Source organism: Cupriavidus pauculus (assembly GCF_022179805.1).
GTDB lineage: Bacteria > Pseudomonadota > Gammaproteobacteria > Burkholderiales > Burkholderiaceae > Cupriavidus > Cupriavidus pauculus_E.
This window is the reverse complement of the sequence record NZ_BPUO01000008.1, coordinates 321,939-347,637: the sequence shown is the minus strand read 5'-3', so window position 1 is coordinate 347,637 and position 25,699 is coordinate 321,939. Positions and strand designations below refer to the sequence as shown.

The following is a 25,699-nucleotide window of genomic DNA, read 5'->3' as shown; positions in this document are numbered from 1 at the left end:
TGCCGTTGTCGGCCTCCGGCTGACATTGCGGTCGTCGTGAAACCTATTTTTCCGTCCTGAAGGATGCCGGCCGCTGGCATAGAATGCCGGCAGTTTCCAGAAATCCACCATGACCACCACGCCCATGCCCCTGGCAGAGCAGGACCTGCCCGCACCGCTGTCTCACGAAAGCCCCGCCGACGACGACTACCATCGCCGCTTTGGCGGCGTGGCCCGTCTCTATGGCGCACACGGCCTGGCCCGGCTGGAGGCCGCCAACGTGTGCGTGATCGGTATCGGCGGCGTGGGTAGCTGGGCGGCCGAGGCGCTGGCACGCAATGCGGTGGGCCACATCACATTGATCGACCTCGATCACATCGCGGCATCGAATACCAACCGGCAGATCCATGCGCTGGGCGACGCCTATGGCCGCGCCAAGGTCGACGCCATGGCCGAGCGGATCGGCGACATCAACCCGCGCTGCGTGGTGACGGCCGTTGACGACTTCGTGACCGAGGAGAACGTGGCCGGCATGCTGTCCGGCTTCGACTACGTGATCGATGCCATCGACGCCGTCAAGGTCAAGACCGCGATCCTGGGCTGGGCGCGCGGTGCGGGCGTCAACGTCATCACGTGCGGCGGCGCGGGCGGGCAGCTCGACCCGACGCGCGTGCGCATCGAGGACCTGGCCCGCACGATCCAGGACCCGCTGCTGGCCAAGGTGCGCGGCAACCTGCGCCGGCAGTTTGGCTTTCCGCGCGACCCGAAGAAGAAGTTCGGCATCCAGGCCGTGTATTCCGACGAACCGCTGCGCTACCCCGAGCCCGAGCAGCAGGCGTGCGAGATCGACGAGATCCCGCCCGCGCCGCGTCCCGGTCCGCAGGGTCTGGCGTGTGCCGGGTTTGGCTCGTCGGTGGCCGTGACGGCAGTGTTCGGCTTCGTGGCCGCGTCGGCCGTGATCAGCGCGCTCGCGGCGGGCTGAGGTCAGCGGCCGGGGTTAGCCCGCCAGCTTGCGCAGCAGGCCGTCGATGGCGGCATCGTCGGGCGCCCGGTTGTCGAAGAAGATCAGCTCGGGATAGTCGGCCGGGTCCGGCACGAAACGGCGCGCACGGTAGGCGTCCCAGTGGGTGAGCTTGTACGCATCGTTGGGATTGCCGCGCGCGATGATGCGCGCGTGCGCCTCGTCCTCGGGAAGATGAACCCAGAGGATCTGCGTGCTGGTGCCCGCCGGTACATTCAGCCAGTGCGGATCGGTCAGCAGGTGCGCGCGGATTTCACGCGACAGCGGGCCGATGACGATCACGCTGATGCCCAGCATCAGGTTCTCGCGCGCGGTGTCCAGCAAGCCCTCGTATTCGGGATCGCGCAGGTTGTCCAGATAGGCGGGGCTGTCGCGGTCGTTGGGGTCGCCAGTGATGGCCCGCATGGCGGCGGCACTGTAGCGGCCGTAGAGCGTGTCCTTGTCGAGCAGGCAGAACGGTTCGCCGGTGGCCTGCATCAGCGGCCCGATCAGCCGGTGCGCAAGTGTGGTTTTGCCGGTGCCGGCGTGGCCGCAGAAGAAAATCAGTCGGGGCATGGCAGGCTCTGCTGAAGGCATGAGCGTCAAAGCATACCGTTCTTTGCGGAAAATCAGATCGACCTGTCGTGAAATCGGTATCCTTGCCGCTTATCTCAAAGAAAAACTTCCAGATCCATGTCTGCTGCACGGAACCCCTACGAAGGTCTTTCCTCGGAAGGCTTGCCCGACGAACTTCGCCTGGACGAGCCCGTCACCGATGCCACGCATGCAGAGTTCCTGCAATTGCTGGACGTGGTGGCAAAGGCCGACGACGCGAACTTCCTGGCCGCGTACGACGCGTGGATCGACCACACGCGCCATCATTTCGAGCAGGAAGAGCAGTGGATGGAGGCGATGCAGTTCGGGCCGCGCTTCTGCCATACCAACGAGCACAAGGGTGTGTTGCAGGTGGTGCAGGCCGTGCGCGACAAGATCGCGCAGGAAATGGAAGATCCGGAGGGGCCGGGCAAGGGCGGACTGTCGCTGGGCCGCCGCCTCGTCGATGAACTGTCAGGCTGGTTCGACAATCACGTGAAGTCGATGGACGCGATGATGGTCGAACACATGAAGGCCAACGGGTTCTCGCTGGTCGAAGCACCCGCTGCCTGATACCTGATGCCTGGCGGCGGCGGGCACATCCCGCCGCCATGCGCGGGTCAGTTCAGCGCCGTGCTGAGTTGCCGGCGCCATTTCGACACCACTTCTGGCGAATCCGCCATCAACTCGAATACCGACAGCATGGTCTTGCGACCGATGTCGTCTTCAAAGCCGCGATCGCGGCGCACGATCTCCATCAACTGCACCAGCGCCGGTTCGTATTCGCGGCGCGCGATCAGCACCTTGGCCAGGTCCAGTCGCACGGCCACATTGGCCGGATCGGCCTCCACCTGGGCCTTCAGCTCGGCGCCATCGGGCAGCGCGTCCAGGCCCTTCATCGCGTCCAGGCGCGTGCGCAGCGGCGCGTAGGCGTCTTCCTGCGGTGCGCGCGGCGTCAGGCGGCCAAACTCGGCTTCCGCTGCGTCGATCAGGTCGCCGTCGAGCAGGAAGCTGATATACGCCAGCCGTTCCTCATCGTTTTCCGGATCGAGTTCCAGCGCCGCTTGCCAGGCTGCCCGCGCACCGTCGTGGTCACCAGCGGCGGCCAGTTCACGGGCGTTCAATACGGCCACCTCGCCATCGGTGGGGCCCAGCGTGGCGATGAAATCGCGCAGTTGCGACTCAGGCAGCACACCGATGAACTGGTTGACGGCCTGTCCCCCGGCAATAGCCACCACGTGGGGAATGCTGCGCACGCCGAAGTGGGCGGCCAGCTCCTGGTTCTCGTCGACGTTGACCTTGACGAGCTTCCACGTGCCACCGTCCTCGGCTTCCAGCTTTTCCAGCATCGGCCCCAGCGTGCGGCACGGCCCGCACCAGGGCGCCCAGAAATCCACCAGGACGGGTACGGGACTGTTGATGACTTCGGCCTCGAAGTTCTGAAGGGTAACGTCGCTCATGTTCTGCACCTCGGAATTGAATGACCAGCGGATGACCAGTGGATGACCAGCGGGATGACCAGCGTAGTGGCCGGAATGACCTATTGTGAGGGCGAAGTCCCAATTTGCAACCAGCCGCGTCCGGGCCCCCCCTGCGATGGGCGGGAAAACCTCCGGTTGAAAATAGAACGGTCGTTCAGTTATATTGCCTGACCACTACGCGGGCCAACCCGCGAATCCAGCGCTTTCCAGAATCTGGTCCTTTGAAGACCGTCCGCAGGAGACACCATGACCACCAAGCCCGCGCGCCCGCATTTCCAGTTTTGGCCCAAGCGAGTGCCGACCGAAATCGTGCTGCCAGAGACCTCGCTCTGGTACAACCTCGAAGTGTCGGCGCGCCGCTTCGCGGACAAGGCAGCCATTCGCTATTTCGGCAATGCCGTCACGTTCCGTGAGCTCGAAGCCCAGGCCACCGCGCTGGCGGGCTGGCTGCAGCAGAAGGCGGGCGTGAAGAAGGGCGACCGCGTGCTGCTGTACATGCAGAACTGCCCGCAGTTCATCGTCAGCTACTACGCCATCCTGCGCGCTGATGCGGTGGTGGTGCCGGTCAATCCGATGAACCGCGCCGAGGAATTCAAGCACTACGTCACCGATGCGGGCGCTCGCGTGGCCATCTGCACGGCAGACCTGGCCGCCGGCGCGATGCAGGCCGATGGCGAGCTGCCGGCCGAATCGCGTCTGCAGCATCTGCTGGTGACGCAATACGCCGACGCACTGCCGCCGGTCCACGAATTTCCCGAGGACGCCCCGCCGGCCTGGCTCACCGCGCAGCATCCGCTGCCGGGCAACGCCACGCCGTGGGCCGAGGCGCTGGGCGCCGGGCTGCAGCCGGGGCCGCATACCGCTGGCCCCGACGACATGGCCGTGATGCCGTACACGTCGGGCACCACGGGCTTCCCGAAGGGCTGCATCCACACCCATCGCTCGGTCATGCACAACGTGATCGGCGGGGCCACGTGGTCGGGCAGCGGCTCGGAATCGGTGATCCTGTCGGTGCTGCCGCTGTTCCACGTGACCGGCATGCAGTACGGCATGAACGGCCCGATCTACACGGGCGCCACCGTGGTGATGCTGCCGCGCTGGGACCGCGAAGTGGCCGGACGCCTGATCTCGCGCTACCAGGTCACGCACTGGACCAACATCCCGACCATGGTCATTGACTTCCTGGGCAGCCCGAACCTGGCATCGTTCGACGTCACCAGCCTGCGCTACATCGGCGGCGGCGGCGCGGCCATGCCGCAGGCGGTGGCCGAGCGCCTGAAGACGCAGTTCGGCCTGAGCTACCTGGAAGGCTATGGCCTGTCCGAGACCATGGCGCCGACCCACAGCAATCCGACCGACCGGGCCAAGCTGCAATGCCTGGGCGTGCCGACGTTCAACACCGACGCGCGCGTGGTTGACCCGGTGACGCTGCAGGAACTGCCGCCCAATGAAGTGGGCGAGATCATCGTGCGCGGGCCGCAGGTGTTCAAGGGCTACTGGGGCAAGGAAGACGCCACGCGCGACGCGTTCATCGAGTTTGAAGGCCACACCTATTTCCGTACCGGCGACCTGGGCCGCATGGACGAGGAGGGCTACTACTTCATCACTGACCGCCTCAAGCGCATGATCAATGCGTCGGGCTTCAAGGTGTGGCCGGCCGAGGTGGAGAACCTGCTCTACAAGCATCCGGCCGTGCAGGAGGCCTGCATCATCGGCACGCGCGACACGTATCGCGGCGAGACGGTGAAGGCGGTGGTGGTGCTGCGCGCCGATGCCAAGGGCAAGACCACGCCCGAGGACATCATCGAGTGGGCCAAGGAAAACATGGCCGCCTACAAGTACCCGCGCGTGGTGGAATTTGTCGATGCGCTGCCCAAGTCGGGCACGGGCAAGGTGATGTGGCGCCAGCTGCAGGAATCCGAGAACGCCAAGCAAGCCACTGCGGCCTGACGAACGGCGGGTGCGGCGCCAGGGGGTCAGTGCCCCCTGGCGCGCATCAGAATTTTGACTATCGTCTTATAGCCGCGCTCGCGCGCATGCCGTGACGGCGTGATGCCTTCGCGGTCTGCCAGGTTGGCGTCGGCGCCGGCGTCCAGCAGCAATTGCACCACCTCTTCATAGCGCGGGCTGCCGTCGCCCAGGATGATCGCTTCCAGCAGCGCGGTCCAGCCGAGCTGGTTGACGCGATCCACCGGCACGCCGGCCTTCAGCAGCAGCTTCACCACTTCCACGTTGCCGTGCTGGCTGGCGGCAATCAGCGCCGTGCCGTCATAGCGGTCTGTGCTGCGCACATCGGCGCCATGCGACAGCGTGTGCCGCACGACTTCGAGCTGGTTGGTAGCCGACGCCAGCAGGAACGCGCTGTTCGATTCCCCATCCTTCTGGTTCACATCGGCGCCGGCCATGATCAGCGCGCGTGCCACGTCGCCGCGGCGGTTATACACGGCTGCCAGCAGCGCCGAGCGGCCACGCTCGTCGGTGGCGTGCAGCGAGGCCCCGGCCTTGACCAGCCGGTTCACCAGGTCGAGGTCACCGATGCTGGCGGCCGTGATCAGGTTCTGGTCGAGCGCGGAGCCGCCGTCGATGCGTGACGGCGTCGTGGGTGTGTAGGGGCGCGGCGCCGGCGTAGGGGCCGAGGCGTCGCGCATGCCACCGATCGAACGCGCCAGCGTCTGGCCGCCCTGGCCGGCCAGCAGGCCGCCTCCCATCAACAACCCCATCAACCCGAGCATTTCGGCCAGTGCCTGGCGGCGGGGACGTATCTGGGAGCGCGTCATGATGATCGGCGGTGGCTTCGGTCAGACGGTTTCGTGTGGATGGACGGTGGCTGCCACGGCGTCATCGGGGCACGTGGCCACCGACGCCGACGTCGCCACCGGCATGGCCACGGCGCAGGCGTCGCCCGTGGCCTCGGCCGCATCGCTTTCCTGCAACTGGCGCCACAGGCGGCCCAGGTAGGGATCGTCGACGCCATGCGTGGCCAGCCCCAGCAGGGTCTGCTGCAGATACTCGCGCGCCGGGCCGTACAGGCCACAGGCGTGGCGCAGGCAGGCCACCACGCGCGCATCGGGCAGCCGGCCCGCATAGCCCGCATGCGCACGGTTCATCACGAAAGCGAGTGCCCGCTGTTCGGGGGCGTCGGGCGTGGCGTCCAGCTTCACGCGCAGCCAGCGCGGGTGGTAGGCGCCCGTCATCATCTCGCGGCGCCACAGCACGCGGAATTCCTGTTCCACGACATGGCGCGGGATGCGGAAGACCATGCCCGTGCAGCTGCCGCCCCGGTCCAGCCCGAGTACGAGCCCGGGGTTGTCCCAGGTGCCGCGATTGATCTTGGAATAGAGATAGAAGCCGCGGTGATAGCCGTGCACCGTCGCCAGGCGACTTTCGGTGTGCACCACCATCGGATTCCAGATGAGCGAGCCGTAGCCGAACACCCAGACGTCGCCATCGAGGCCGGTGCTGTCGGGACGGCAGGCCAGGGTCTGGCAGAGCGAACGCTCCACGTCGGCTTCGGGCAACAGAGACGACGCGACCGGTGAACTGCACAACGTCGTGCGCAGCCTGTTCGCTTCGAGGTCCTGTCTTGTAATGGCCATGGCTAAGAGAATAATCCAAAGCGCATTGACACGTCGCAAGCAAACCACAGATTGAATGGAAGGTGTGTGCAGCAGGCAACGGTTGGGGCACCGGCTGGCGTCGTGCCGGTTGGCCCGACCGGGCGCCAAGTCACTACAATAGGGGCCCTAACGGAAGCAATCTGGAAGCAACCTTCGCTCAACCTTGGGCGATCCTCGGAGAACCGGACATGGCGCATACCCTGACCGTGGTGTTTGGCAGCGGCAAGGAATTTGAATTCACGATTGGAGACAATGAGCTCGCGGCAGTGACCGAGGACGCCGCCTGGCGCTGGTTCGATCGCGAATATGCCGAACTCGACTGCCAGGCATCGAGCCCGGTTGGCAAGGTGCTTGTGATCGACAAGATCCTTAACGTGGCCAAGTTCTCGGGCGAGAACCGCTTTGCCAACGCGGAATGGGCGCAGGACTTCGCCCGCCACGCCGGCCGCCTGCTGGACCGCGACAAGGTTCGGATCGACGTCGGCAACGCCGCCATCGGCTTCTGAGCGCGGGACAGGCAATAAAAAAACGGACGCCAGGGCGTCCGTTTTTTATTTTGTGATCGAGCTGGGCTCAGACCGACAGCAGTTCCACTTCGAACAGCAGCGTGGCGTTCGGCGGAATCACGCCGCCGGCGCCGCGTGCGCCGTAGCCCAGGTCAGCCGGGATCACCAGGCGGCGCGTGCCGCCAACCTTCATGCCTTGCACGCCTTCGTCCCAGCCGCGGATCACGTGGCCGGCGCCCAGCGGGAAGACGAACGGATCGTTGCGATCCTTGCTCGAATCGAACTTGCGGCCTGCCTGGCCGTTCTCGTACAGCCAGCCCGTGTAGTGCACGGTCACGTGCGTGCCGGCGGTGGCTTCGGCGCCCGAGCCAACGACGGTGTCTTCGTACTGCAGGCCGGAGGGAGTGGTTTGCATCGCAGTCTTCCTTTTTCTGTGTGGCTGTAAATGTGCGCGGCGGCGGATGTGACTAGCCGTCGGCGCGCTGGAGCACGTCGCGGGTCAGTTGCACGTTATGGTCGTCGTCGCTGACCCAGATGTCGCCGTCCTGGATGGTCACGGACAGGCGCATGGCGCGCTGGGCCATCTGCGCCAGCGCATCCACGGCTTCGGACGGCACATTGTAGACGGTCACGTTGCGCAGCTTGCTGGCCTTGCCGGACATGCCCTTCCACCATTCGCGCGCGCTGGCGCTCTGATAGGTATAGACGGTGACGCGGTCGGCGCGCGCGGCGGCGCGCTTCAGGCGGGCTTCGTCGGGCTGGCCCAGTTCGACCCAGTGCTCGATGTCGCCGGTCAGCGTCTTGTCCCAGAGGTCGGGTTCGTCAGGTTCGTCGAGGCCGCGCGTGAACGCCAGCGTTTCACTGGCTTCGCAGGCAAAGGCGAGCAGTCGCACCATCATGCGCGCGTCGTTTTCGGACGGGTGCTGCGCGATGGTCAGCATGTGACTGCCGTAGTACGGCCGGTCCATGTCCGAGACGGACAGTTCGGCCTTGAAGATCGTTGATTTGAGCGCCATGGAATCGGGAATGCGGCGCGTGCGGGCAACCGTGCCTGGCACGCGAAAGGCCGAATCATACGTGATCCGCGTGCCGGCGCGATGGAAAACCGGCGCCGGTATGTGTGCCGGCGCGCTCCGACGCTCAGGGCTTGCGGTAATCGCCGAGCCAGAAGCGCAGCAGCGCCGATGCCACCACCAGGCCCAGGAAAGCGGCCGCGGCAACCAGCGCCAGGCCGCCGTTGCTGTTGATCTGGCCGGCCAGCGCCGCGCGCGTCAGCAGCACGCCGACCATGCCGGCCAGCAACGGCAGCAGCAGGGCGCCACGGCCGTAGGTCTTGAACGCCCACAGCGGAAAGCGGCGCAGGAAATCGGTGGGGATGCTGCACGCCAGGCAGGCACCAGCAGCAGCCAGCGCCGCCGAAACGACGTCGTTTGGAGAAATCAGGCTCATCTTGACTCGCGTCTGGCCGGTACGCTTAGGCGAAACGCGGCAGGATGGGAATAGGCAAGGCGCTGATTTTACTGAAGATTTTGTCGATAAAGGTGACGCGGGGTCGTCATCGCGCGCCAGCTTCGTGCTTTTGCGCACTACTGTGCCGGGCCAGCCGGCGCTGCTTCGACGGAAATCTGCAAAGTGACGGTATCGCCTACATCGGGCAGAAAGCGCGTCATGCCGAAGGCGCTCCGGGCGAAGGTGGCGTGAAAGTCACCGCCACAGACATCCCGGTGGATGCCGAACAACACGGTCTGCCCGCAACTGAAGCGGTCGGCTTCGAGCCTGAGCGGTTGCGTCACGCCGTGCAGCGTGAACGATCCCTCGATGGCCACCAGCCGCCCCCCGTCCGTCACAAATCGGTTGGCCTGGAATCGGGCGAAGGAAAAATTCTGGCTGTCGAAGAACTGGGCCGACCGCAGCACCCCATCGAGGCTCCGGTTGCCGCTGTCGACCGAATCGGTATCCACGGTGAAGTCGACCGATCCGGCGCCGGTCGCAGGGTCGTAGACGATCCGCCCGTCAATCTTGCCAAAGCGCCCGTGCACGGTCGTGCGATCGAAGTGGCTGACGCCGAAATAGACGCTCGTATGCGTGGGATCGACCGTGTAGTTGGTCGGCGCCGCCTGGGCCGGGACGGCACCCAGCAAGGCGAACACGAGCACCAGCGCGGCGGCCGGGGAACAGCGGTGGGCGGGCATGGCACCCCTTTCAGTGGACAAAGACGGGCAGCAGGAAGATGCCGATGACGGTCAGATAGCCGATGGTCCAGCAGAGCGTGCGCAGCGTGGCGCGGTCGGTCAGGTAGCAGATCGTGTAGAGGATCCTGACGACGATGAACACCATCGACAACTCGTTGATGCGTGCCTGGGGCGCGGCCAGCAGCGTGGCCGTGAACACGGCGGCTGCAAAGAACGGGAAAGCCTCGAAGTGATTGCGGTGCGCCATGTCGGCGCGCCGGGCGCGGCCGCTTTGCCGCTCCAGCCACGCCCGGGGGTCGTGGTTGTCGAAGCCGCCGGCGCGGCTGCCGGCCTTGGCGATGGAGACAGTCAGCACTGGCATCAGGCCTGCCAGCAACACACACCAGAAAGCGATCGGCATGAATACTCCTTGCGTGCTTCGGTGCGAGGGCGGCATTGGCTGCCACCCTCTGAAACGGCTGCGCGGGGCAGGATCGCCCCTGCGCAGAATCAGCCAGCCACTACCTTGATGCGGATGCCGCCGGTGCCGCCCACGCCAACTACCTGGCCGGCGCGGATCTTGGCGGTCTTGCGCGACTCCGTCGCACCATCCACCGAGACCTCGCCTGCGGCAACCAGCGCCTTGCCGGCACCGCCGCTTTCGCAGACACCAGCCACCTTGAGCAGGTCGTTCAGGGCGATGAACTCGCCTTCGAGCGGAAACGTGATGGTCTGCGTCATGTCACTTACCCCAGCTGTCCTTCAGGCCGACCGTGCGATTGAAGACGGGCTTGCCCGGCTTCGAATCGGTACGGTCCGCCACGAAGTAACCATGGCGCTCGAACTGGTAGCGGTCTTCCGCCTTGGCATCGCGCAGGCCCGGTTCCAGATAGGCGGTCACCACCTTCTTGGAATCCGGATTCAGCGCATCGAGGAAGTTCTTGCCGCCGGCATCGGGGTTCGGGTCGTTGAACAGGCGGTCGTACAGGCGAACCTCGGCTTCGCAGGCATGTGCCACGCTGACCCAGTGGATATTGCCCTTGACCTTGACGCTGTCCGCGCCCGGCGTGCCGCTCTTGGTTTCCGGCAGGTAGTTGGCGCGCACGGCGACGACGTTGCCGTCGGCATCCTTGTCCACGCCCGTGCATTCGATCACGTAGCCGTAGCGCAGGCGCACCTTGTTGCCCGGGAACAGGCGGAAGTAGCCCTTCGGCGGGTTCTCGTTGAAGTCCTCGCGCTCGATCCACAGCTCGCGCGACAGCGGGAACACGCGGCGGCCCATGTCGGGCAGCTTCGGGTGCACCGGTGCCGAGCATTCCTCGCTCTGGCCTTCGGGGTAGTTGTCCAGGATCAGCTTGACCGGGTCCAGCACGGCCACGCTGCGCGGTGCCTTGGCATCGAGGTCATCGCGCACGGCGCCTTCCAGCGTGCTCATGTCGATCCAGCTATCGGCCTTGGACACGCCCACGCGGTCGCAGAACAACTGGACCGATTCCGGCGTGTAGCCCCGGCGGCGGATGCCGACGATGGTGGGCATGCGCGGATCGTCCCAGCCGTCCACGCGCTTTTCGTCCACCAGCTGCTTGAGCTTGCGCTTGCTGGTGATCGCGTAGGTCAGGTTCAGGCGCGCGAATTCGTACTGGTGCGGCAGCGGGCTGGCAAAGACGCCGGCATCGCGCAGGTGTTCCAGCACCCAGTCGTAGAGCGGGCGGTTGTTCTCGAATTCGAGCGTGCACAGCGAATGCGTGATGTTCTCGATCGCGTCCGAGATGCAATGCGTGAAGTCGTACATCGGGTAGATGCACCACTTGTCGCCGGTACGGTGGTGATGGGCGTGGCGGATGCGGTAGAGCACCGGGTCGCGCAGCACGATGTTCGGCGCGGTCATGTCGATCTTCGCGCGCAGCACGTGCTCGCCGTCACCGTACTTGCCGTCACGCATGTCGCGGAACAGTTGCAGGTTCTCGGCGACGGTGCGGTCGCGGAACGGCGACGGCTTGCCGGGCTCGCCGAAATTGCCGCGATTGGCGGCGATCTGCTCGGCGCTCTGGCTGTCTACATAGGCCACGCCACGCTCGATCAGCGTTTCGGCAAACTGGTACAGGCGGTCGAAGTAGTCGCTCGCGTAGTACAGGTGCGGTTCAGCGCCGGGCTGCTTGCCGTCCCACGAGAAACCGAGCCAGTGCACCGCGTCGATGATGGAATCGACGTATTCGGTGTCTTCCTTGACCGGATTCGTGTCGTCGAAGCGCAGGTGGCAGCGCCCGGCGTAGTCGCGCGCCAGGCCAAAGTTCACGCAGATGCTCTTGGCGTGGCCAATGTGCAGGTAGCCGTTGGGCTCCGGCGGAAAGCGCGTGATGACGGTCGGCAGCGGCTCGCCCTGCTTGTCCGCGCGGCCGGCGTAGGTGCCGGCGGAAAGGTCCTGGTCGATGATGCTGCGCAGGAAGTTGGAGGCGGCGGGCGTGTCGGTAGGCTTGTTGTCGTGGCTCATGTTGGCGCCGCATCACGTGCGGCCGATAACTGGTGGACCGGTCGAGTCTGGATTGACCCGGCCGCGATCCTGATGTTCCTTGGGGTTTGGGGCGATTTTACCGTGCCTGCGCGGGGACCCGGCGCTAGCTGGCGAATTTACGAATCGTCTCACAGCGCGGCGACCCGAAGTGGTGCAAAATCCACGGCACGGTACCACTTGCCGGACTGGGTGCCGCACAGGGTCTATGCGCCGCTATCGTCGCATGCCGCTCACTTTCCCGCCGCAGGAAAACACGCCATGAATGCCGCCAGTTCCGCCGCAGGTTCGTCCACCGGTTTCACGGATAGCCCCAGCCAACCCCACCAGGCGCCCGCCGACGTGCTGGCCGCGTTGTGGCGCGACGCCGCGATGCCGCCCGAGGCGCTGTCCCGCATTGCCATGACGGGCGCGGATCCCGTCCTGCCGTCGAGTTTTGCCGTCGGCACGGCAGCGCAGGCCAGCCTGGGCGCGTCGGCGCTGGCGGCGGCCGCGCTCTGGGCACAGCGCACAGGCCGCTGGCAGACGGTGTCGGTGGACATGCGCCATGCACTGGCCGAGTTCCGCAGCGAGCGCTACCTGCGCGTCAATGGCGGCCCGGCGCCCGAGCTCTGGGAGAAGATCGCCGGCGTGTATCCGACTGGCGACGGCCGCTGGGTGCGGCTGCATACGAATTTTCCACACCACCGCGACGGCGTGCTGCGCATCCTGAACTGCGCGCATGACAAGGACGCGGTACGGGCTGCTCTGGCGAAATGGAAGGCCGAGGACTTCGAGACGGCCGCGTCGGACGCCGGGATGGTGGTTGCGGCAATGCGGACGTTCGACGAATGGCAGCGGCATCCACAGGCGCAGGCGCTGCACGGCCTGCCGCCGGTGATCATCGAGAAGATCGGCGACGCGCCGCCCCAGCCGTTGCCGGCACTGGCGCCGCATGCCGAGATCAACGTCGATGCCCGGCCGCTGAGCGGCGTCCGGGTGCTCGATTTCACGCGCATCATCGCCGGCCCGGTGGCCGGCCGCACGCTGGCTGCCCATGGCGCCGACGTGTTGCTGGTGACTGCCGCGCACCTGCCGTCCATGCCGTCGCTGGTCATCGACACGGGCCGCGGCAAGCGGTCATGCCAGCTGGACCTGCGCGATCCGGACGACAAGCGCACCGTGCACAAGCTGATCCACGGCGCCGACGTCGTGGTGCAGGGATATCGGCCGAACGGGCTGTCGGATCTGGGCGTTGGCCCGGAAGCGGCGGCGCGGGCCCGGCCCGGCATCGTCTACGTGTCGTTGTCCGCCTATGGCCATGTGGGGCCGTGGTCGGGCAAGCGCGGCTTCGATTCGCTGGTGCAGTCGGCCACTGGCATCAACGCCGACGAGACCGAGGCGGCCGGCAGTGCGGAACCGAGGCCGCTGCCGGCGCAGGTGCTGGACCATGCCAGCGGATACCTGCTGGCGTTCGGGGCGATGGTCGCGCTGCATCGCCGTGCGGTGGAAGGCGGTAGCTGGCACGTGCGCGTATCGCTGGCGCAGGTGGGCCAGTGGCTGCGCAGCCTGGGGCGCGTGCCCGACGGCATGGGCACGCCCGACCAGCACATCGACGAAGTGTCGGATCTGCTTGAAGTGGAGGAGTCGGGCTTCGGCGAACTGACCGTGGTGCGCCACGCGGCGAAGCTGTCGGAGACGCCCGCGCACTGGACGCTGCCGTCGGTGCCGCTGGGCACGCACGCGGCCGAGTGGCTGCCGCGCTGATCTGGCGCTGATGCCGAGTTAGTACAGCGTGGTGCGCTGGCGGTCGGGCAACTCGCGGTCGTAGGCCACGCCGTCAATCGCATCCTGGCTCAGCGTGGCCAGGATGGTGCCGGTGCTCGGCAGGGCATCGCGCGAAATCTGCGCATCGGCCGACCACAGGCCCGAGCGCAGCAGCGCGCGGCCGCACTGGAAGAACACCGATTCGATGTGAACCACGAGCACGGTGGTGGGCGCCTTGCCCTGCACCACGCAGCGCGCGAGAAGGTCGGGGTCGGTGGAAACGGTTGCCGTGCCGCTCACGCGCACTGTCTCGTTGACGCCGGGCACCAGGAACAGCAGGCCCACGCGCGGATCGGCCACGATGTTGCGCAGGCTGTCGATGCGATTGTTGCCGCGCCGGTCGGGCAGCAGCAGTATGCGTTCATCGAGCACCTGCACGAACCCCGGCGCGTCGCCACGCGGCGAACAGTCGCCGCCCTTGTCGTTCATTGTCGACAGCAGGCAGAACGGAGACGCCTCCACGAACGCGCGGTAGTGCGGGTGCAGGTAGTCGACCTCCTTGGCCAGCGAGGCGGCGCCCGGCTCGGCGTAGAGGGTTTCCAGTTCGGCCAGCGTGGCGATAGCGTGCGAAGGCATGAGGCGGCTCACGAAAGAGGACACGATGGGGCGAGGGCGCCAGTATGACGCATCGCCCTGGTGACGACCTAACGGACGGTTAGATCGTCACCGTGCCACGGCCCAGCTCGATGACACGCCCGCCGACGCGGATCTCGCCTTCGGCGGTCACGGCCAGGTCCAGGCGGCAGCGGCGATCGACGAATTCACCCTGGTCGACTTCATACTGGGCCGGCAGCGCGTGCCCGGTGGCCAGCAGCCAGCCGCCCAGGTTGGCGCAGGCCGAGCCCGTGCCGGGGTCCTCGGCTACACCGCCCCCCAGCTTGGTGAAGAAGTAGCGCGCCAGCACCTTGCCCGGCTGCTCCGGATCGAACGCAAATACATAGGCTGTCTTGCGGCCGAGGCTGCTTTGCGGCCAGTGCTCCAGGCGGCTGCTGTCCGGTTGCGCGCGGCGCACGGCGTCGGGCGTCTTCACGGGCACCAGCAACTGGTCCGCGCCGGTATCCACCCAGATCGGCGCGCCAGCCAGATCGTCCGCTTGCAGGCCCAGCAGCGACGCCATCTCGGCATCGGGCACGCCAGCCGGTGTGGTCTTCGCCGCGCCCCGGTGCGGGGCCGTCAGCGTCCAGCGATCGTCGATGGCCGTCACGGGCACCACGCCGGCCTTGAATTCCAGCGTCAGCGCATCGCCGGTCTTTGCCAGGTCGCGCACCACATGCGCGGTGCCCAGCGTGGGATGGCCGGCAAAGCGCATCTCATAGCCCGTCGTGAAGATGCGCACGGCGGCGGTGGCGTTGTCGGACGGGAGAATGAAGGTGGTCTCGGACAGGTTGAACTGCAGGGCCAGGGCCTGCATGGTGACGTCGTCGATGCCGCGCGCATCCTCGAACACGCAAAGCGGGTTGCCGCCGAATGTGGATTCGGCGAAGACGTTGACGATTCGGTATGCGTAGGTGGCCATGGTCGTGCCGCTGGATATGGAAAAGAGGAATGGCCAGTGTACGGATGCGGCACCCGGACGCCATGCACAGTTTCATGCATGTGCGGCAGGACAGTTGCGCTTATCGCTTTTAGTTGGACGGCGATTGGCGAGATCGCTGCTGGCGCCAAGAATTCAGTTTTTTTCTGGACGCTGGCCATGTTGGAACTCAATAACATCCAAACGCTCGTCGCGGCATCACTGGTGCTGCTGGTCGGGCGCAAGCTGCTCAAAGTCACCCCGCCATTACGCACCTTCAATATTCCCGAACCGGTGGTCGGGGGCCTGATCGTGGCGCTGTGCCTGGCGCTGGCCCGCTTCACGGCAGACTTCCAGGTCAATTTCGATACCTCCGCGCAGACGCCGCTGATGTTGGCCTTCTTCGCGTCGTTGGGCTTGAGCGCCAATCTGGCCAGCCTCAAGCAGGGCGGCAAATCGATTGGCATCTTCCTGATCGCGGTGGCCGGCCTGCTGGTGATCCAGAACGGCTTTGGTGTCGGTCTGGCCGGTGCGCTGGGCCTGCATCCGGCCACGGGCCTGCTGGCCGGGTCGATTGCGCTGTCCGGCGGGCACGGAACCAGCGCGGCCTGGGGCACGACCTTCGTGGAACAGTTCGGCATGTCCTACGCCACAGAACTGGGCGTGGCCTGCGCCACGTTCGGCCTGGTGCTGGGCGGGTTGATCGGTGGCCCCGTGGTGCGCTACCTGCTGCGCAACGTGGCCAAGCCCGGTCTCGGGGCCGACGACCAGGTGCTGACCTTCGAGAGTCCGCAGGCCGGGCGCCAGATCACCGCTTCGGCGCTGATCGAAACGCTGGCGCTGATCCTGGTCTGCCTGACCGCGGGCCATGCGCTGTCCGAGATGGCCAAGGGTAGCGCGCTGGCACTGCCGACCTTCGTCTGGGTGCTGTTCGTGGGCGTGATCCTGCGCAACGTGCTCTCCGTCCTTGGCTGGTACACGGTGTTCGACCGCGCGCTGTCGGTGCTTGGCAATGTCAGCCTGTCGATGTTTCTGGCGATGGCGCTGATGAACCTGAAGCTCTGGCAACTGACGTCGCTGGCGCTGCCGATGTTGCTGATCCTGCTGGTGCAGACCGCCGCCATGGCCGCCTTCGCGATCTTCGTGACGTTCCGCGTCATGGGCCGCAACTACGACGCCGCCGTACTGGCGGCTGGTCACTGCGGCTTTGGCCTGGGCGCAACGCCTACCGCCATCGCCAACATGCAGGCCATCACTGACCGCTTCGGTCCGTCGCACCTGGCATTCCTGATCGTGCCGATGGTGGGCGCGTTCTTCATCGACATCGTCAATGCGGTGGTGATCAAGCTGTTCCTGGGCCTGCCGATCTACTGACGGGCGCAGTAAAAAAGGCGCCATGGATTGCTCCATGGCGCCTTACAGGACTTCCTACTTCGAACTGCCTACTTCCTACTGCGGTACGACCTTGATCCGGTACGACACTACTGCGGTACGGCTTCAGCAATTGCCCTGCGGCGCTTCAATCGCCGCAATCCTTTAGAAGCCGACGGCCTGGCCGTCGCGACGGCTGTCGCTGGCGGCCACGTAGCCTTGCTCGGCATCGTCCGACAGGCGCCAGATGAACTGGCCCGAGCCGAAGTCCATGTAGGGGTCTTCCACCGACTTGAGCTTGTGGCCACGGTCCTTGAGACCGGCCACGGTGTTCGGATCCATTGTCCCTTCAACGTCCAGCGTGAAGTCGCGGTTGACCTTCCAGCGCGGCGCGCAGCATGCGGCCTGCGGTTGCTGGTTGTAGTCGAGCATGCGCACCACGGTCTGCAGGTGGCCTTGCGGCTGCATGTCGCCGCCCATCACGCCAAAGCTCATCACAGGAGCGCCATCCTTGGTCAGGAACGCCGGAATGATCGTATGGAACGGACGCTTGCCGGGTTCCACCACGTTGGCCGACTTCGGATCCATCGAGAAGCCCACGCCGCGGTTCTGCAGGCTGATGCCGGTGCCCGGCACCACCACGCCCGAGCCGAAGCCCATGTAGTTCGACTGGATGAACGAGATCATCATGCCGTTCTCGTCGGCGGCGGTCAGGTAGATGGTGCCACCCGTGCGCGGCATGCCGAAGTTGAAGTGCGTGGCGCGCTGCATGTCGATCAGCTTGGCGCGCGACTTCAGGTAGGCGTCGTCCAGCATCTGCTCGGGCGTGACTTCCATGCTGCGTGGATCGGCCACGTAGCGATACAGGTCGGCAAAGGCCAGCTTCATCGCCTCGATCTGCAGGTGCTGCGAATCGACCGAATCCACGGGCAGCGCACCCAGGTCGAACTGGTCCAGGATGCCCAGCGCCATCAGCGCGGCAATGCCCTGGCCGTTCGGCGGAATTTCATGCACGTCGTAGCCACGGTACGACTTGCTGATCGGCTTGACCCATTCCGGACGATAGTTGCGCAGGTCGTCCAGCGACATCGCGGCACCGCACTCCTTGCTGAACGCGGCGATCTTCTCGGCGATCTCGCCTTCGTAGTAGGACCGGCCCTTGGTGGCGCCAATCTTGCGCAGCGTGTCGGCGGCGTCCTTGAACACGAACTTCTCGCCCACGTGCGGGGCGCGGCCATTGGGCATGAACGTGTCGGCAAAGCCCGGCTGGCTCTTCAGGTCCGGCACGGCGGCGGCCCACTTGTGCGCCACCACCGGCGGCACGGCGTAGCCGCGCTCGGCGATCTCGATCGCGGGCTCCATCAGGTCTTCGAACGGCAGCTTGCCAAAGCGCTCGTGCAGCGCCGCCCAGCCGGCGATCACGCCCGGCACGGTCACGGAATCCCAGCCCCGGATCGGACGATTGGCCAGGCCATTGCCGTCGGTGCCGTACTTGTTCTTGAAGTAGTCGGTGCTCCAGGCCGCCGGCGCCACGCCCGACGAATTCAGGCCATGCAGTTCCTTGCCATCCCACAGGATCGCAAAGGCATCGCTGCCCAGACCGCACGACACCGGCTCCACCAGCGTGATCGCTGCGGCGGCGGCAATGGCCGCATCCACGGCATTGCCGCCCTTGAGCAGCATGCGCAGGCCGGCCTGAGCGGCCAGCGGGTGCGAGGTGGACACCACGTTACGCGCGAACAGCGGAATGCGCACGGTGGGGTAGGGGTTGGTCCAGTTGAAGTTCTGCATGGCTGTCTCTTTATCAGTCACTGTTTCGGTATTTCGCCCCTCTCCCACCTACGGGAGAGGGGAGCCAAACCTGAATCAGGCGATCAATCCACCTGAATCTTCCGATCCTTGATCAGTTTGCCCCAGCGCGCGCTGTCTTTCTTGACCATCGCGGCAAACTGGGCCGGCGTGCCGCCAACCGGTTCGGCGCCCAGCTTGGCCAGACGGTCCTTCACGTCCTGCGACTGGATGGCCTTGTTGAACTCGGTGTTGAGGCGGCTCACGATCTCGGGCGGCAGGCCCTTGGGGCCGTAGATGCCGAACCACGTATCGGACTCGAAGCCGGGCAGGCCCGACTCGCTGGCGGTGGGCAGGTCCGGTGCCAGCGGCGAGCGCTTCAGGCTGGTCACAGCCAGTGCCTTGAGCTTGCCGTCCTTCACGTGCGGCATGCCGGACACGATGCTGTCGAACAGTACCTGCACCTTGTTCGAAATCAGGTCGGGCACGGCCAGCGCGGTGCCACGGTACGGGATGTGGGTGATGAACACGCCGGCCTGGGCCTTGAAGGCCTCGGCGGTCAGGTGCACCACGGTGCCGTTGCCGCTCGACGCGTAGTTCAGCTCGCCCGGATGCTTCTTGGCGTAGTCGATCAGTTCCTTGACGTTCTTCACCGGTAACTGGTTCGGCACCACCAGCACGTTGGTGGCCGTGGCTACCTGGCCGATTGGCGTGAAATCGGTCTCGGTGTTGTACGGCAGGTGCGTATTGATGTACGGGCCGATCGAGTGCGTGCTGGTGGTGGCGATCAGGATCGTGTAGCCATCAGGCGCTGCCTTGGCGGCCATATCCGAGCCGATGGCGCCGCCCGCGCCGGGACGGTTGTCCACCACGATCTGCTGGCCCATGTTCTGGCCAACCTTCTGCGCAATCGCGCGCGCCAGCAGGTCGGTGGCGCCGCTGGCCGGAAACGGCACGATCAGGCGGATCGGCTTGCCCGGATAGGTTTCGGCCTGCGACGGCGCGGCAGCAAGGGTCAGGCTCGTGGCAAGGCCAATGCCGGCAAGGCGTAGCCAGTTTTTCATTTTGATACGTCTCCGGAAGCGGATGGGTACAACGGTGGAACTGCGGCAGGAAAGCTCAAATTATTCCGCGCTGGCGTCCATAATGAAAGTTAATATTCCTTGCTTGATTGACAAGAAAATCTTGTGGATCACCGCGTGAGCCACTTTCCTGAAAGCTGCCTGAAAGCTTGCACCAGACATGAGCACGATTCGCTTCCTGAAAACCTTCGTCGCCGTGGCCGAACAGGGGTCATTCGCGGCGGCCGCCGGCCAGGTGGCGCTTACGCAGGCGGCCGTCAGCCTGCAAATGCGCTCGCTGGAGGAAGAACTGCGCCGCGAGTTGTTCGACCGCAGCGGCCGCGTGGCCGTGCTCAATGCCGACGGCCGGGCGCTGTTGCCGCAGGCGCGCCGTCTGCTGTCGCTTTACGACGACATGCGTGTGCCGCTGGCGGGCTCGCAGGACATGGCGGGCGCGGTCGCGGTGGGCGCGGTGGTGTCGGTAATGGGCGGGCTGTCCCATGTGGTGGCCGGCCTCAAGCGGACCTATCCGGCGCTCGATGTCCGGCTGATCGGCGCCAAGTCGTTCGAGCTGGCGGCGATGGTGGAAAGCGGCGAGCTTGATGCCGCGTTCGTGGTGGAGGGGTCGGCGCGCCTGGCCGGCACGCTGCACTGGACGCCGCTCTATGACGAGCCGCTGGTCGCCATTGCGGCGCGCGGCAGCCAGGGCGACGATGCGCGGCAGGCGCTGGCCGCCAATCCGTTCCTGCGCTTCGACCGCAGCCAGCGCACTGGCGCGCTGGTGGAGCGCGCGCTGCGCCGCGCGCACCTTCGCACCAACGAATACCTGGAACTGAACTCGATCGAGGCGCTGGTGGAGCTGGTGCGCCAGGAAGTGGGCGTGACGGTGGTGCCGCTGCTCAAGCGTGCCCGCTGGCGCGACGACAAGGCGCTACGCATCCTGCCATTGCGGGCAGGGGGCGAGCCCACCGTGCGCACCATCGGCATGCTCGAGCGGCGCGACCACGGCCGTGTGCGCGTGACCGAGGCGATTCGCGCGGCCTGCGCGGACCTGTTTGGCGGCTGAGCCCGCGCGGCAAATAAAAAAGGGCGCCACCAGGGCGCCCTTTTTTGTACTGCGTTGTATCGCGATACAGCGTTCTTATTCTTCCTGGAACGCTTCTTCGCGCTTGGACTTGATCGACGGCATCGCCACGATCGCCACCAGGATTGCCGCGGCAACCAGCAGGCCCATCGACAGCGGACGCGTCACGAACACGCTGAAGTCACCACGCGACAGCAGCAGCGAGCGGCGGAAGTTTTCTTCCATCATCGGTCCCAGCACGAAGCCCAGCAGCAGCGGCGCCGGTTCGCACTTGAGCTTGATGAACAGGTAGCCGATCACGCCGAATGCCGCGGTCTGGAACACGTCGAACGTGGTGTTCTGGACCGAGTACACGCCGATGCAGCAGAACGTCAGGATGGCCGGGTACAGGTAGCGGTAAGGCACCTTCAGCAGCTTCACCCAGATACCGATCATCGGCAGGTTCAGGATGATCAGGATCAGGTTGCCGAGCCACATCGAGGCGATCAGGCCCCAGAACAGCGCCGGATTGCTGGTCATCACCTGCGGACCCGGCTGGATGTTGTGGATCGTCATCGCGCCCACCATCAGCGCCATCACGGCGTTAGGCGGAATGCCGAGCGTCAGCAGCGGAATGAACGACGTCTGTGCCGCGGCGTTGTTGGCCGATTCCGGACCTGCCACGCCTTCGATCGCGCCCTTGCCGAACTCATGCGCATACTTCGACGTCTTCTTTTCCAGCGAGTACGCTGCAAACGAAGCCAGTGCCGCACCGCCGCCAGGCAGGATACCCAGCATCGAACCCAGCGCCGTGCCGCGCAGGATAGCCGGAATCATGCGCTTGAAGTCTTCCTTGGTCGGGAACAGGTTCGTCACGTGGTCCGTGAAGGTCTCGCGGGCCTCCTTCTGTTCCAGGTTCGCGATGATTTCCGCGAAACCGAACACACCCATGGCCACCGACACGAAGTTCAGGCCGTCGGTCAGTTCAGGCACGTCGAACGAGAAGCGCGCGGCGCCCGAGTTCACGTCGGTACCGACCAGACCCAGCAGCAGGCCCAGCACGATCATCGAGATGGCCTTGACCAGCGAACCCGATGCCAGCACCACGGCGCCGATCAGGCCCAGGATCATCAGCGAGAAGTACTCGGCGGGGCCGAACTTGAACGCCAGTTCCGACAGCGGAGCCGCGAAAGCGGCCAGGATCAGCGTGGCCACGCAGCCGGCGAAGAACGAACCGAGACCCGCCGTGGCCAGTGCCACGCCGGCACGTCCGCGCCGCGCCATCTGGTAGCCGTCGATGGTGGTCACCACCGACGACGATTCACCGGGCAGGTTCACCAGGATGGCGGTGGTGGAACCACCGTACTGGGCGCCGTAGTAGATACCGGCCAGCATGATCAGCGCGGCCACCGGGGGCAGCGTGTAGGTCACGGGCAGCAGCATTGCGATGGTGGCCAGCGGGCCCAGGCCCGGCAGCACGCCAATCAGCGTACCCAGTACGCAGCCCAGGAAGGCGTACGCGATGTTCTGGAAGGACAGGGCGGTGGAAAAGCCCAGTCCGAGGTTGGCTAACAGTTCCATGAGGCTCGTCTCCTTAGCTTGCCAGGAAGGCCGGCCACACCGGCATCTGCAGGTTGATGCCGTACACGAAGGCACCCATGCTGATCACGACCAGGATGATCGCGTTCAGGATGGCACCCTTCCAGCTGAATTCGTGACTGGCCATCGAGGAAACCAGCACCAGTACCACCACCGACAGCACCATGCCCAGGGGCTTGAGCAGCAGGCCGAACAGCACCACGGCACCCAGGATCCACAGCAGGATCTTCAGGTCCCAGCGGGCCAGATGATCTTCTTCCGCCTTGGAAGACAGCGAACCCCACAGGACCAGCGCGCCCAGAAGGGCGAGCACGATGCCGAGCCAGAACGGGAAGTATCCCGGTCCCATCTTGGCGGCCGTTCCCATGGAATAGCCACGGGCGACGAAGGAAAAGCTCAGACCGACCAGAATGAACATCAGGCCGGAGGCAAAGTCCTTTTGGCTACGTATGCGCAAAATGATTCTCCTCGATATGACTGCTTGAAATCTTCGCGACAAAGGCTCCCAGGTCGCGGCAGGGTGGAAGTTAAAAGCGCATCCTTTCAGCCAGCTTTCATATGTCTGCATAAAGTGGCAACCTCAGGGTATGTCCCTACGCAGACGTCTGAAAGGTTTCGGTAAGTCGTTGACGATGCAAGGAAAAGTGCAGGGAATACGCGGATTGAGGGCGTAGGGGAATGGCCTTGGGCAGGACGGAAACCGACAGACCGGCGGCTTGCGGGCACCTATGATCGAAAGCTGGAGTGAAAGCTTTCGCATGGCCTGACGTCCCCGAAAAAGAACGACATAGAGACGACATAGAAACGACGAGAGGAGAGCCCGCTTGGAAGCGATCGACCACGCCATTCTGATTGGCGCGCTGGTGATGACGCTGGGCATTCTGCTCGGGGTGTTCTCGGCGCGCTTCGGGGTGCCGTTCCTGCTGGTCTTCCTGGGCGTGGGCATGGCCGCCGGCGTGGACGGCCCGGGCGGCATCCGCTTTGCCAATACCTGGCTCAGTTTCCTGGTCGGCAATATCGCGCTGGCCGTGATCCTGCTCGATGGCGGGCTGCGCACGCGCTTTGCCACCTTTCGGGTGGCGCTGCGGCCGTCGCTGTCGCTGGCCACCGTGGGCGTGGCGCTGACCGCCGTGCTGGTGGGATTGTTCGCGACCTGGATGTTCGGCATCGACTGGCGGCTGGGGCTGCTGCTGGGCGCCATCGTGGGCTCCACCGATGCCGCCGCCGTGTTCTCGCTGCTCAACGGCAGCGGCATCCGGCTCAAGGAGCGCGTGGCCAGCGTGCTCGAGATCGAATCGGGCATCAACGACCCGATGGCCATCTTCCTGACGCTGACCCTGATCGAATGGATTGCGGCACCCAACAGCCTGTCGCCCGGGGCGCTGGCGCTGCGGCTGCTGGTGCAGTTCGGGGTGGGCGGTCTGCTCGGCGTAGGCCTGGGCTATTGCATGGCCAACGTCATGGAGCGCGTCAATGTGGCCGAAGGGCTGCAGGCCATCCTGATCTGCTCGGCGGGCTGCATGGTCTGGGCTATCGTCCAGTCGTTTGGCGGCAGCGGATTCCTGGCCATCTACCTGGCCGGGATGATGGTGGGCAACCGCGGCCGGGCCGTGAGCGAGGACGTGCTGCGCGCCATGGACGGCATGGCCTGGCTGGCGCAGTCGGCAATGTTCCTGCTGCTGGGCCTGCTGGTGACGCCGCACCGGATCTGGGATATCGCGCTGCCGGCCTTTGCGCTGGCGGTGTTCCTGATGTGCGTGGCGCGGCCCCTGGCGGTGTTTGTCTCGCTGCTGCCGTTCCGGTTCAGCCCGCGCGAGAAGGGATTCCTGGCCTGGATGGGCTTGCGCGGCGCGGTGCCGATCGTGCTGTCGCTGTTTCCGCTGCTGCAGGGCATGGAGGATTCCGGACTGCTGTTCCGTGTGGCCTTTGCCGTGGTGCTGGCCAGCCTGCTATGCCAGGGCACCACGGTGGCGCTGGCCGCGCGGCTGGCGCGGGTGCTGCGGCCCGCCTATGACGAGCCGTTGTCGCGCGAGCGTCTGCGCGGCGTCGAGGCGCCGGGCATGGAGCTGATGCAGTTCGCGGTGGCCGCCAATTCGCCGATGGAAGACCTGCGCGCCGACCAGGCCGAACTGCCGCCGCGCAGCCGGCTGGTGACGGTGGCGCGCGACGGGGCGCTGGTGCCGCTGGATCAGGTGGTGCTGCGCGCGGGCGATATCGTGACGATCCTGGCGCCAAGTCCGTCGATGCCGCGCCTGTCGCGACTGTTCCTGAAGCCGGCCGCGTCGCCGGCATGGGACCAGGTATCGCACGATTTCCTGCTCGATGGGCAGGCCAGGCTGGCCGAGGTGGCGGCGCTCTATGGCACGCGCCCGCTGGACCCCGAGGAACAGGACCGGACGCTGGAGCAGGCGATGCTGGCGGTGTTTCCGTCGCCGCCTGTGGAGGGCGATGCCGTCGAGATCGCCGGCCTGCGGCTGACCGTGACCCGGATGGAAGGGCCACGCATCATTCAGGTGGGATTGCTGCTGCCGCGCAACGCGGCGGAAGACGCCAGGGACGGCAAGGACCGGCTCTGGCGTCTGCGCGACAAGGCGCGTGGATCGCTCAATCGACCTTCGCGCCGGAGACCTTGACCACCTGGCCGTACTTCTTCAGCTCGCGCTGGATCAGCGCGCCGAACTGCTCGGGCGTGGTGGGAGCCGGCTGTGCGCCGATACGCGCCAGGCGGGCCTTCATGTCGTCGGTCTTCAGGATGGCCACGATGTCGTGGTTGAGTCGGTCGACGATGTCGCGCGGCGTGCCGGCCGGCGCCAGGACGCCAAACCACGTGGAGATGTCGAACCCTTCCAGGCCCAGCCCCTTGCCGGCCTCGGCAATGGTCGGCAGGTCGGGGAACGCCGCCGCGCGGGCGGGCGTGGTCACGGCAAACGCCTTGAGCTTGCCGGCCTTGATGTTGGCCGACGCCGAGGCCAGGTTGTCGAAGATCAGGTCAGTCTGGCCCGACAGCACCGACAACTGCGCCGGGCTGGCGCCGTTGTAAGGGATGTGCACCATGCTGACGTGCGCCATGCTCTTGAACAGCTCGCCCGACAGATGGCCCGCGCTGCCGTTGCCGCCCGACGCGTAGTCGAGCTTGCCCGGATGCTTGCGCGCGTACTCCACCAGGTCGCGCACGTTGTTGATGTGCAGCTCCGCGGCCTTGCCCGGGTGCATCACCAGCACGTTCGGCACATCGGCCACCAGCGTGATCGGCGCAAAGTCCTTGACCGGGTCATAGGGCATCTTCGTGAACAGCGTGGGATTGATTGCGTGCGTGGCCACCGCGCCCATCACGATGGTGTAGCCGTCGGCCGGCTGCTTGGCCACGTAGTCCGCGCCCAGGTTGCCGCCGGCACCGGGCTTGTTCTCGACCACCACGGGCTGGCCCAGGCTGTCGCGCAGTTTCTCGCCAATGGCACGCGCCACGGTGTCCAGCGGGCCGCCGGCGGGGTAGGGCACCACGAAGCGGATCGGCTTGGTCGGCCAGTTGGCGCCGGCGGCCTGGGCCGGCGCGGTCACGGACAGGGCCATGGTGGCCGCCAGGGCGGCCGTGAGCAGGGTCTTCAGCATGTCAATCGTGGAAAGGATGGGAATCTTGGCGG

The 25,699-nt window shown here is 65.8% G+C and carries 26 protein-coding genes; 8 read left to right on the top strand and 18 right to left on the bottom strand.

Translation table 11 applies throughout. From position 1 onward, the window contains the following. Positions 1-109: 109 nt before the first annotated feature. The gene (gene tcdA, locus MFF62_RS19090) at positions 110-961 is read left to right on the top strand and encodes a tRNA cyclic N6-threonylcarbamoyladenosine(37) synthase TcdA (RefSeq protein ID WP_404990784.1); all 852 of its coding nucleotides are present in this window, start codon (positions 110-112) and stop codon (positions 959-961) included. A 15-nt stretch (positions 962-976) separates the two neighbouring features. Here tcdA and MFF62_RS19085 read toward each other — a convergent pair whose 3' ends face one another. Continuing rightward, positions 977-1,555: a P-loop nucleotide/nucleoside kinase family protein gene (locus MFF62_RS19085; RefSeq protein ID WP_238264688.1), complete on the bottom strand. Its 579-nt coding sequence runs from the start codon at positions 1,553-1,555 to the stop codon at positions 977-979. Positions 1,556-1,672: 117 nt separating this feature from the next. On the opposite strand from MFF62_RS19085, the gene MFF62_RS19080 reads away from it, so the two are divergent. Then, positions 1,673-2,146 (top strand): bacteriohemerythrin, encoded by a 474-nt coding sequence (locus MFF62_RS19080; RefSeq protein WP_238264687.1) that lies wholly within the window; start codon positions 1,673-1,675, stop codon positions 2,144-2,146. Positions 2,147-2,193: 47 nt separating this feature from the next. On the opposite strand, the gene trxA is transcribed toward MFF62_RS19080, so the two are convergent. Next, positions 2,194-3,033 carry a thioredoxin gene (gene trxA / locus MFF62_RS19075; RefSeq protein ID WP_238264686.1) on the bottom strand — a complete coding sequence of 280 codons (840 nt, stop codon included), beginning with the start codon at positions 3,031-3,033 and terminating at the stop codon, positions 2,194-2,196. Between the two features lie 267 nt (positions 3,034-3,300). On the opposite strand from trxA, the gene MFF62_RS19070 reads away from it, so the two are divergent. Beyond that, a complete protein-coding gene (locus MFF62_RS19070) occupies positions 3,301-5,004 on the top strand; it encodes a long-chain fatty acid--CoA ligase (RefSeq protein ID WP_238264685.1) in 1,704 nt (567 codons plus the stop codon). Between the two features lie 26 nt (positions 5,005-5,030). Here the strand turns inward: MFF62_RS19070 and MFF62_RS19065 are convergent, their stop codons facing one another. Together MFF62_RS19065 and MFF62_RS19060 are read right to left on the bottom strand one after the other, a co-directional pair. Continuing rightward, positions 5,031-5,831 (bottom strand): ankyrin repeat domain-containing protein, encoded by an 801-nt coding sequence (locus MFF62_RS19065; RefSeq protein WP_238264684.1) that lies wholly within the window; start codon positions 5,829-5,831, stop codon positions 5,031-5,033. Between the two features lie 21 nt (positions 5,832-5,852). Then, a complete protein-coding gene (locus MFF62_RS19060) occupies positions 5,853-6,650 on the bottom strand; it encodes a gamma-glutamylcyclotransferase (RefSeq protein WP_238264683.1) in 798 nt (265 codons plus the stop codon). A 209-nt stretch (positions 6,651-6,859) separates the two neighbouring features. On the opposite strand from MFF62_RS19060, the gene MFF62_RS19055 reads away from it, so the two are divergent. Then, positions 6,860-7,177 carry a hypothetical protein gene (locus tag MFF62_RS19055; RefSeq protein ID WP_238264682.1) on the top strand — a complete coding sequence of 106 codons (318 nt, stop codon included), beginning with the start codon at positions 6,860-6,862 and terminating at the stop codon, positions 7,175-7,177. Positions 7,178-7,244: 67 nt separating this feature from the next. Here the strand turns inward: MFF62_RS19055 and MFF62_RS19050 are convergent, their stop codons facing one another. The 7 genes from MFF62_RS19050 to MFF62_RS19020 all read right to left on the bottom strand — a co-directional run bounded on the left by MFF62_RS19050 (position 7,245) and on the right by MFF62_RS19020 (position 11,839). Then, positions 7,245-7,592, bottom strand: coding sequence for an FKBP-type peptidyl-prolyl cis-trans isomerase (locus MFF62_RS19050; RefSeq protein WP_238264681.1), 348 nt, complete (start codon positions 7,590-7,592; stop codon positions 7,245-7,247). Between the two features lie 52 nt (positions 7,593-7,644). Beyond that, the gene (locus MFF62_RS19045) at positions 7,645-8,193 is read right to left on the bottom strand and encodes a YaeQ family protein (protein WP_238264680.1); all 549 of its coding nucleotides are present in this window, start codon (positions 8,191-8,193) and stop codon (positions 7,645-7,647) included. Positions 8,194-8,317: 124 nt separating this feature from the next. Next, positions 8,318-8,626 (bottom strand): hypothetical protein, encoded by a 309-nt coding sequence (locus MFF62_RS19040; RefSeq protein WP_238264679.1) that lies wholly within the window; start codon positions 8,624-8,626, stop codon positions 8,318-8,320. Positions 8,627-8,763: 137 nt separating this feature from the next. After that, a complete protein-coding gene (locus tag MFF62_RS19035; protein ID WP_238264678.1) occupies positions 8,764-9,369 on the bottom strand; it encodes a YceI family protein in 606 nt (201 codons plus the stop codon). A 10-nt stretch (positions 9,370-9,379) separates the two neighbouring features. Further along, positions 9,380-9,769, bottom strand: coding sequence for an MAPEG family protein (locus MFF62_RS19030; protein WP_238264677.1), 390 nt, complete (start codon positions 9,767-9,769; stop codon positions 9,380-9,382). Between the two features lie 89 nt (positions 9,770-9,858). Then, positions 9,859-10,089 (bottom strand): RNA-binding S4 domain-containing protein, encoded by a 231-nt coding sequence (locus tag MFF62_RS19025; protein WP_238264676.1) that lies wholly within the window; start codon positions 10,087-10,089, stop codon positions 9,859-9,861. 1 nt (position 10,090) lies between these two features. Further along, on the bottom strand, positions 10,091-11,839 hold the full coding sequence (locus MFF62_RS19020) for a glutamine--tRNA ligase/YqeY domain fusion protein (RefSeq protein WP_238264675.1): 1,749 nt from the start codon (positions 11,837-11,839) through the stop codon (positions 10,091-10,093). A gap of 279 nt (positions 11,840-12,118) precedes the next feature. Between MFF62_RS19020 and MFF62_RS19015 the strand changes: the two genes are divergently transcribed. Beyond that, positions 12,119-13,603 carry a CoA transferase gene (locus MFF62_RS19015; protein WP_404990783.1) on the top strand — a complete coding sequence of 495 codons (1,485 nt, stop codon included), beginning with the start codon at positions 12,119-12,121 and terminating at the stop codon, positions 13,601-13,603. 18 nt (positions 13,604-13,621) lie between these two features. Here MFF62_RS19015 and MFF62_RS19010 read toward each other — a convergent pair whose 3' ends face one another. Further along, a complete protein-coding gene (locus tag MFF62_RS19010; RefSeq protein ID WP_238264674.1) occupies positions 13,622-14,239 on the bottom strand; it encodes a pyridoxamine 5'-phosphate oxidase family protein in 618 nt (205 codons plus the stop codon). Positions 14,240-14,318: 79 nt separating this feature from the next. After that, the gene (locus MFF62_RS19005; protein ID WP_238264673.1) at positions 14,319-15,179 is read right to left on the bottom strand and encodes a PhzF family phenazine biosynthesis protein; all 861 of its coding nucleotides are present in this window, start codon (positions 15,177-15,179) and stop codon (positions 14,319-14,321) included. Positions 15,180-15,356: 177 nt separating this feature from the next. On the opposite strand from MFF62_RS19005, the gene gltS reads away from it, so the two are divergent. Further along, a complete protein-coding gene (gene gltS / locus MFF62_RS19000) occupies positions 15,357-16,550 on the top strand; it encodes a sodium/glutamate symporter (RefSeq protein WP_238264672.1) in 1,194 nt (397 codons plus the stop codon). Between the two features lie 162 nt (positions 16,551-16,712). Here gltS and ggt read toward each other — a convergent pair whose 3' ends face one another. Together ggt and MFF62_RS18990 are read right to left on the bottom strand one after the other, a co-directional pair. After that, on the bottom strand, positions 16,713-18,338 hold the full coding sequence (ggt, locus tag MFF62_RS18995) for a gamma-glutamyltransferase (protein ID WP_238264671.1): 1,626 nt from the start codon (positions 18,336-18,338) through the stop codon (positions 16,713-16,715). A gap of 83 nt (positions 18,339-18,421) precedes the next feature. Beyond that, positions 18,422-19,399: a Bug family tripartite tricarboxylate transporter substrate binding protein gene (locus MFF62_RS18990; protein WP_238264670.1), complete on the bottom strand. Its 978-nt coding sequence runs from the start codon at positions 19,397-19,399 to the stop codon at positions 18,422-18,424. A gap of 178 nt (positions 19,400-19,577) precedes the next feature. Here MFF62_RS18990 and MFF62_RS18985 point away from each other — a divergent pair, with 178 nt between their 5' ends. Then, positions 19,578-20,462, top strand: a complete 885-nt coding sequence (locus tag MFF62_RS18985; RefSeq protein WP_238264669.1) for a LysR substrate-binding domain-containing protein — start codon at positions 19,578-19,580, stop codon at positions 20,460-20,462. 75 nt (positions 20,463-20,537) lie between these two features. On the opposite strand, the gene MFF62_RS18980 is transcribed toward MFF62_RS18985, so the two are convergent. Together MFF62_RS18980 and MFF62_RS18975 are read right to left on the bottom strand one after the other, a co-directional pair. Then, entirely contained in the window at positions 20,538-22,040 is a 1,503-nt protein-coding gene (locus tag MFF62_RS18980) for a tripartite tricarboxylate transporter permease (RefSeq protein ID WP_238264668.1), read from the bottom strand. 13 nt (positions 22,041-22,053) lie between these two features. After that, complete coding sequence (locus tag MFF62_RS18975; protein WP_238264667.1) at positions 22,054-22,515, bottom strand: tripartite tricarboxylate transporter TctB family protein; 462 nt, start codon at positions 22,513-22,515, stop codon at positions 22,054-22,056. Positions 22,516-22,882: 367 nt separating this feature from the next. Between MFF62_RS18975 and MFF62_RS18970 the strand changes: the two genes are divergently transcribed. Then, positions 22,883-24,691: a potassium/proton antiporter gene (locus MFF62_RS18970; RefSeq protein ID WP_238264666.1), complete on the top strand. Its 1,809-nt coding sequence runs from the start codon at positions 22,883-22,885 to the stop codon at positions 24,689-24,691. Here the strand turns inward: MFF62_RS18970 and MFF62_RS18965 are convergent. Then, on the bottom strand, positions 24,663-25,667 hold the full coding sequence (locus MFF62_RS18965; RefSeq protein ID WP_238264760.1) for a Bug family tripartite tricarboxylate transporter substrate binding protein: 1,005 nt from the start codon (positions 25,665-25,667) through the stop codon (positions 24,663-24,665). The two genes, MFF62_RS18970 and MFF62_RS18965, sit on opposite strands and share 29 nt — an antisense overlap. Between the last annotated feature and the right edge of the window lie 32 nt (positions 25,668-25,699).

Bases quoted from the DNA above. Each gene is read 5' to 3' on its own strand.
- MFF62_RS19065 (WP_238264684.1), bottom strand. From the start codon at position 5,831: ATGACGCGCTCCCAGATACGTCCCCGCCGCCAGGCACTGGCCGAAATG.
- MFF62_RS19080 (WP_238264687.1), top strand. From the start codon at position 1,673: ATGTCTGCTGCACGGAACCCCTACGAAGGTCTTTCCTCGGAAGGCTTG.
- MFF62_RS19040 (WP_238264679.1), bottom strand. From the start codon at position 8,626: ATGAGCCTGATTTCTCCAAACGACGTCGTTTCGGCGGCGCTGGCTGCT.
- MFF62_RS19055 (WP_238264682.1), top strand. From the start codon at position 6,860: ATGGCGCATACCCTGACCGTGGTGTTTGGCAGCGGCAAGGAATTTGAA.
- ggt (WP_238264671.1), bottom strand. From the start codon at position 18,338: ATGCAGAACTTCAACTGGACCAACCCCTACCCCACCGTGCGCATTCCG.
- trxA (WP_238264686.1), bottom strand. From the start codon at position 3,033: ATGAGCGACGTTACCCTTCAGAACTTCGAGGCCGAAGTCATCAACAGT.
- MFF62_RS19045 (WP_238264680.1), bottom strand. From the start codon at position 8,193: ATGGCGCTCAAATCAACGATCTTCAAGGCCGAACTGTCCGTCTCGGAC.
- MFF62_RS19035 (WP_238264678.1), bottom strand. From the start codon at position 9,369: ATGCCCGCCCACCGCTGTTCCCCGGCCGCCGCGCTGGTGCTCGTGTTC.
- MFF62_RS19025 (WP_238264676.1), bottom strand. From the start codon at position 10,089: ATGACGCAGACCATCACGTTTCCGCTCGAAGGCGAGTTCATCGCCCTG.
- gltS (WP_238264672.1), top strand. From the start codon at position 15,357: ATGTTGGAACTCAATAACATCCAAACGCTCGTCGCGGCATCACTGGTG.
- MFF62_RS19030 (WP_238264677.1), bottom strand. From the start codon at position 9,769: ATGCCGATCGCTTTCTGGTGTGTGTTGCTGGCAGGCCTGATGCCAGTG.
- MFF62_RS19010 (WP_238264674.1), bottom strand. From the start codon at position 14,239: ATGCCTTCGCACGCTATCGCCACGCTGGCCGAACTGGAAACCCTCTAC.
- MFF62_RS19005 (WP_238264673.1), bottom strand. From the start codon at position 15,179: ATGGCCACCTACGCATACCGAATCGTCAACGTCTTCGCCGAATCCACA.
- MFF62_RS18980 (WP_238264668.1), bottom strand. From the start codon at position 22,040: ATGGAACTGTTAGCCAACCTCGGACTGGGCTTTTCCACCGCCCTGTCC.
- MFF62_RS19070 (WP_238264685.1), top strand. From the start codon at position 3,301: ATGACCACCAAGCCCGCGCGCCCGCATTTCCAGTTTTGGCCCAAGCGA.
- MFF62_RS19050 (WP_238264681.1), bottom strand. From the start codon at position 7,592: ATGCAAACCACTCCCTCCGGCCTGCAGTACGAAGACACCGTCGTTGGC.
- MFF62_RS19020 (WP_238264675.1), bottom strand. From the start codon at position 11,839: ATGAGCCACGACAACAAGCCTACCGACACGCCCGCCGCCTCCAACTTC.
- MFF62_RS18985 (WP_238264669.1), top strand. From the start codon at position 19,578: ATGAGCACGATTCGCTTCCTGAAAACCTTCGTCGCCGTGGCCGAACAG.
- MFF62_RS18965 (WP_238264760.1), bottom strand. From the start codon at position 25,667: ATGCTGAAGACCCTGCTCACGGCCGCCCTGGCGGCCACCATGGCCCTG.
- MFF62_RS19060 (WP_238264683.1), bottom strand. From the start codon at position 6,650: ATGGCCATTACAAGACAGGACCTCGAAGCGAACAGGCTGCGCACGACG.
- MFF62_RS18990 (WP_238264670.1), bottom strand. From the start codon at position 19,399: ATGAAAAACTGGCTACGCCTTGCCGGCATTGGCCTTGCCACGAGCCTG.
- tcdA (WP_404990784.1), top strand. From the start codon at position 110: ATGACCACCACGCCCATGCCCCTGGCAGAGCAGGACCTGCCCGCACCG.
- MFF62_RS19085 (WP_238264688.1), bottom strand. From the start codon at position 1,555: ATGCCCCGACTGATTTTCTTCTGCGGCCACGCCGGCACCGGCAAAACC.
- MFF62_RS19015 (WP_404990783.1), top strand. From the start codon at position 12,119: ATGAATGCCGCCAGTTCCGCCGCAGGTTCGTCCACCGGTTTCACGGAT.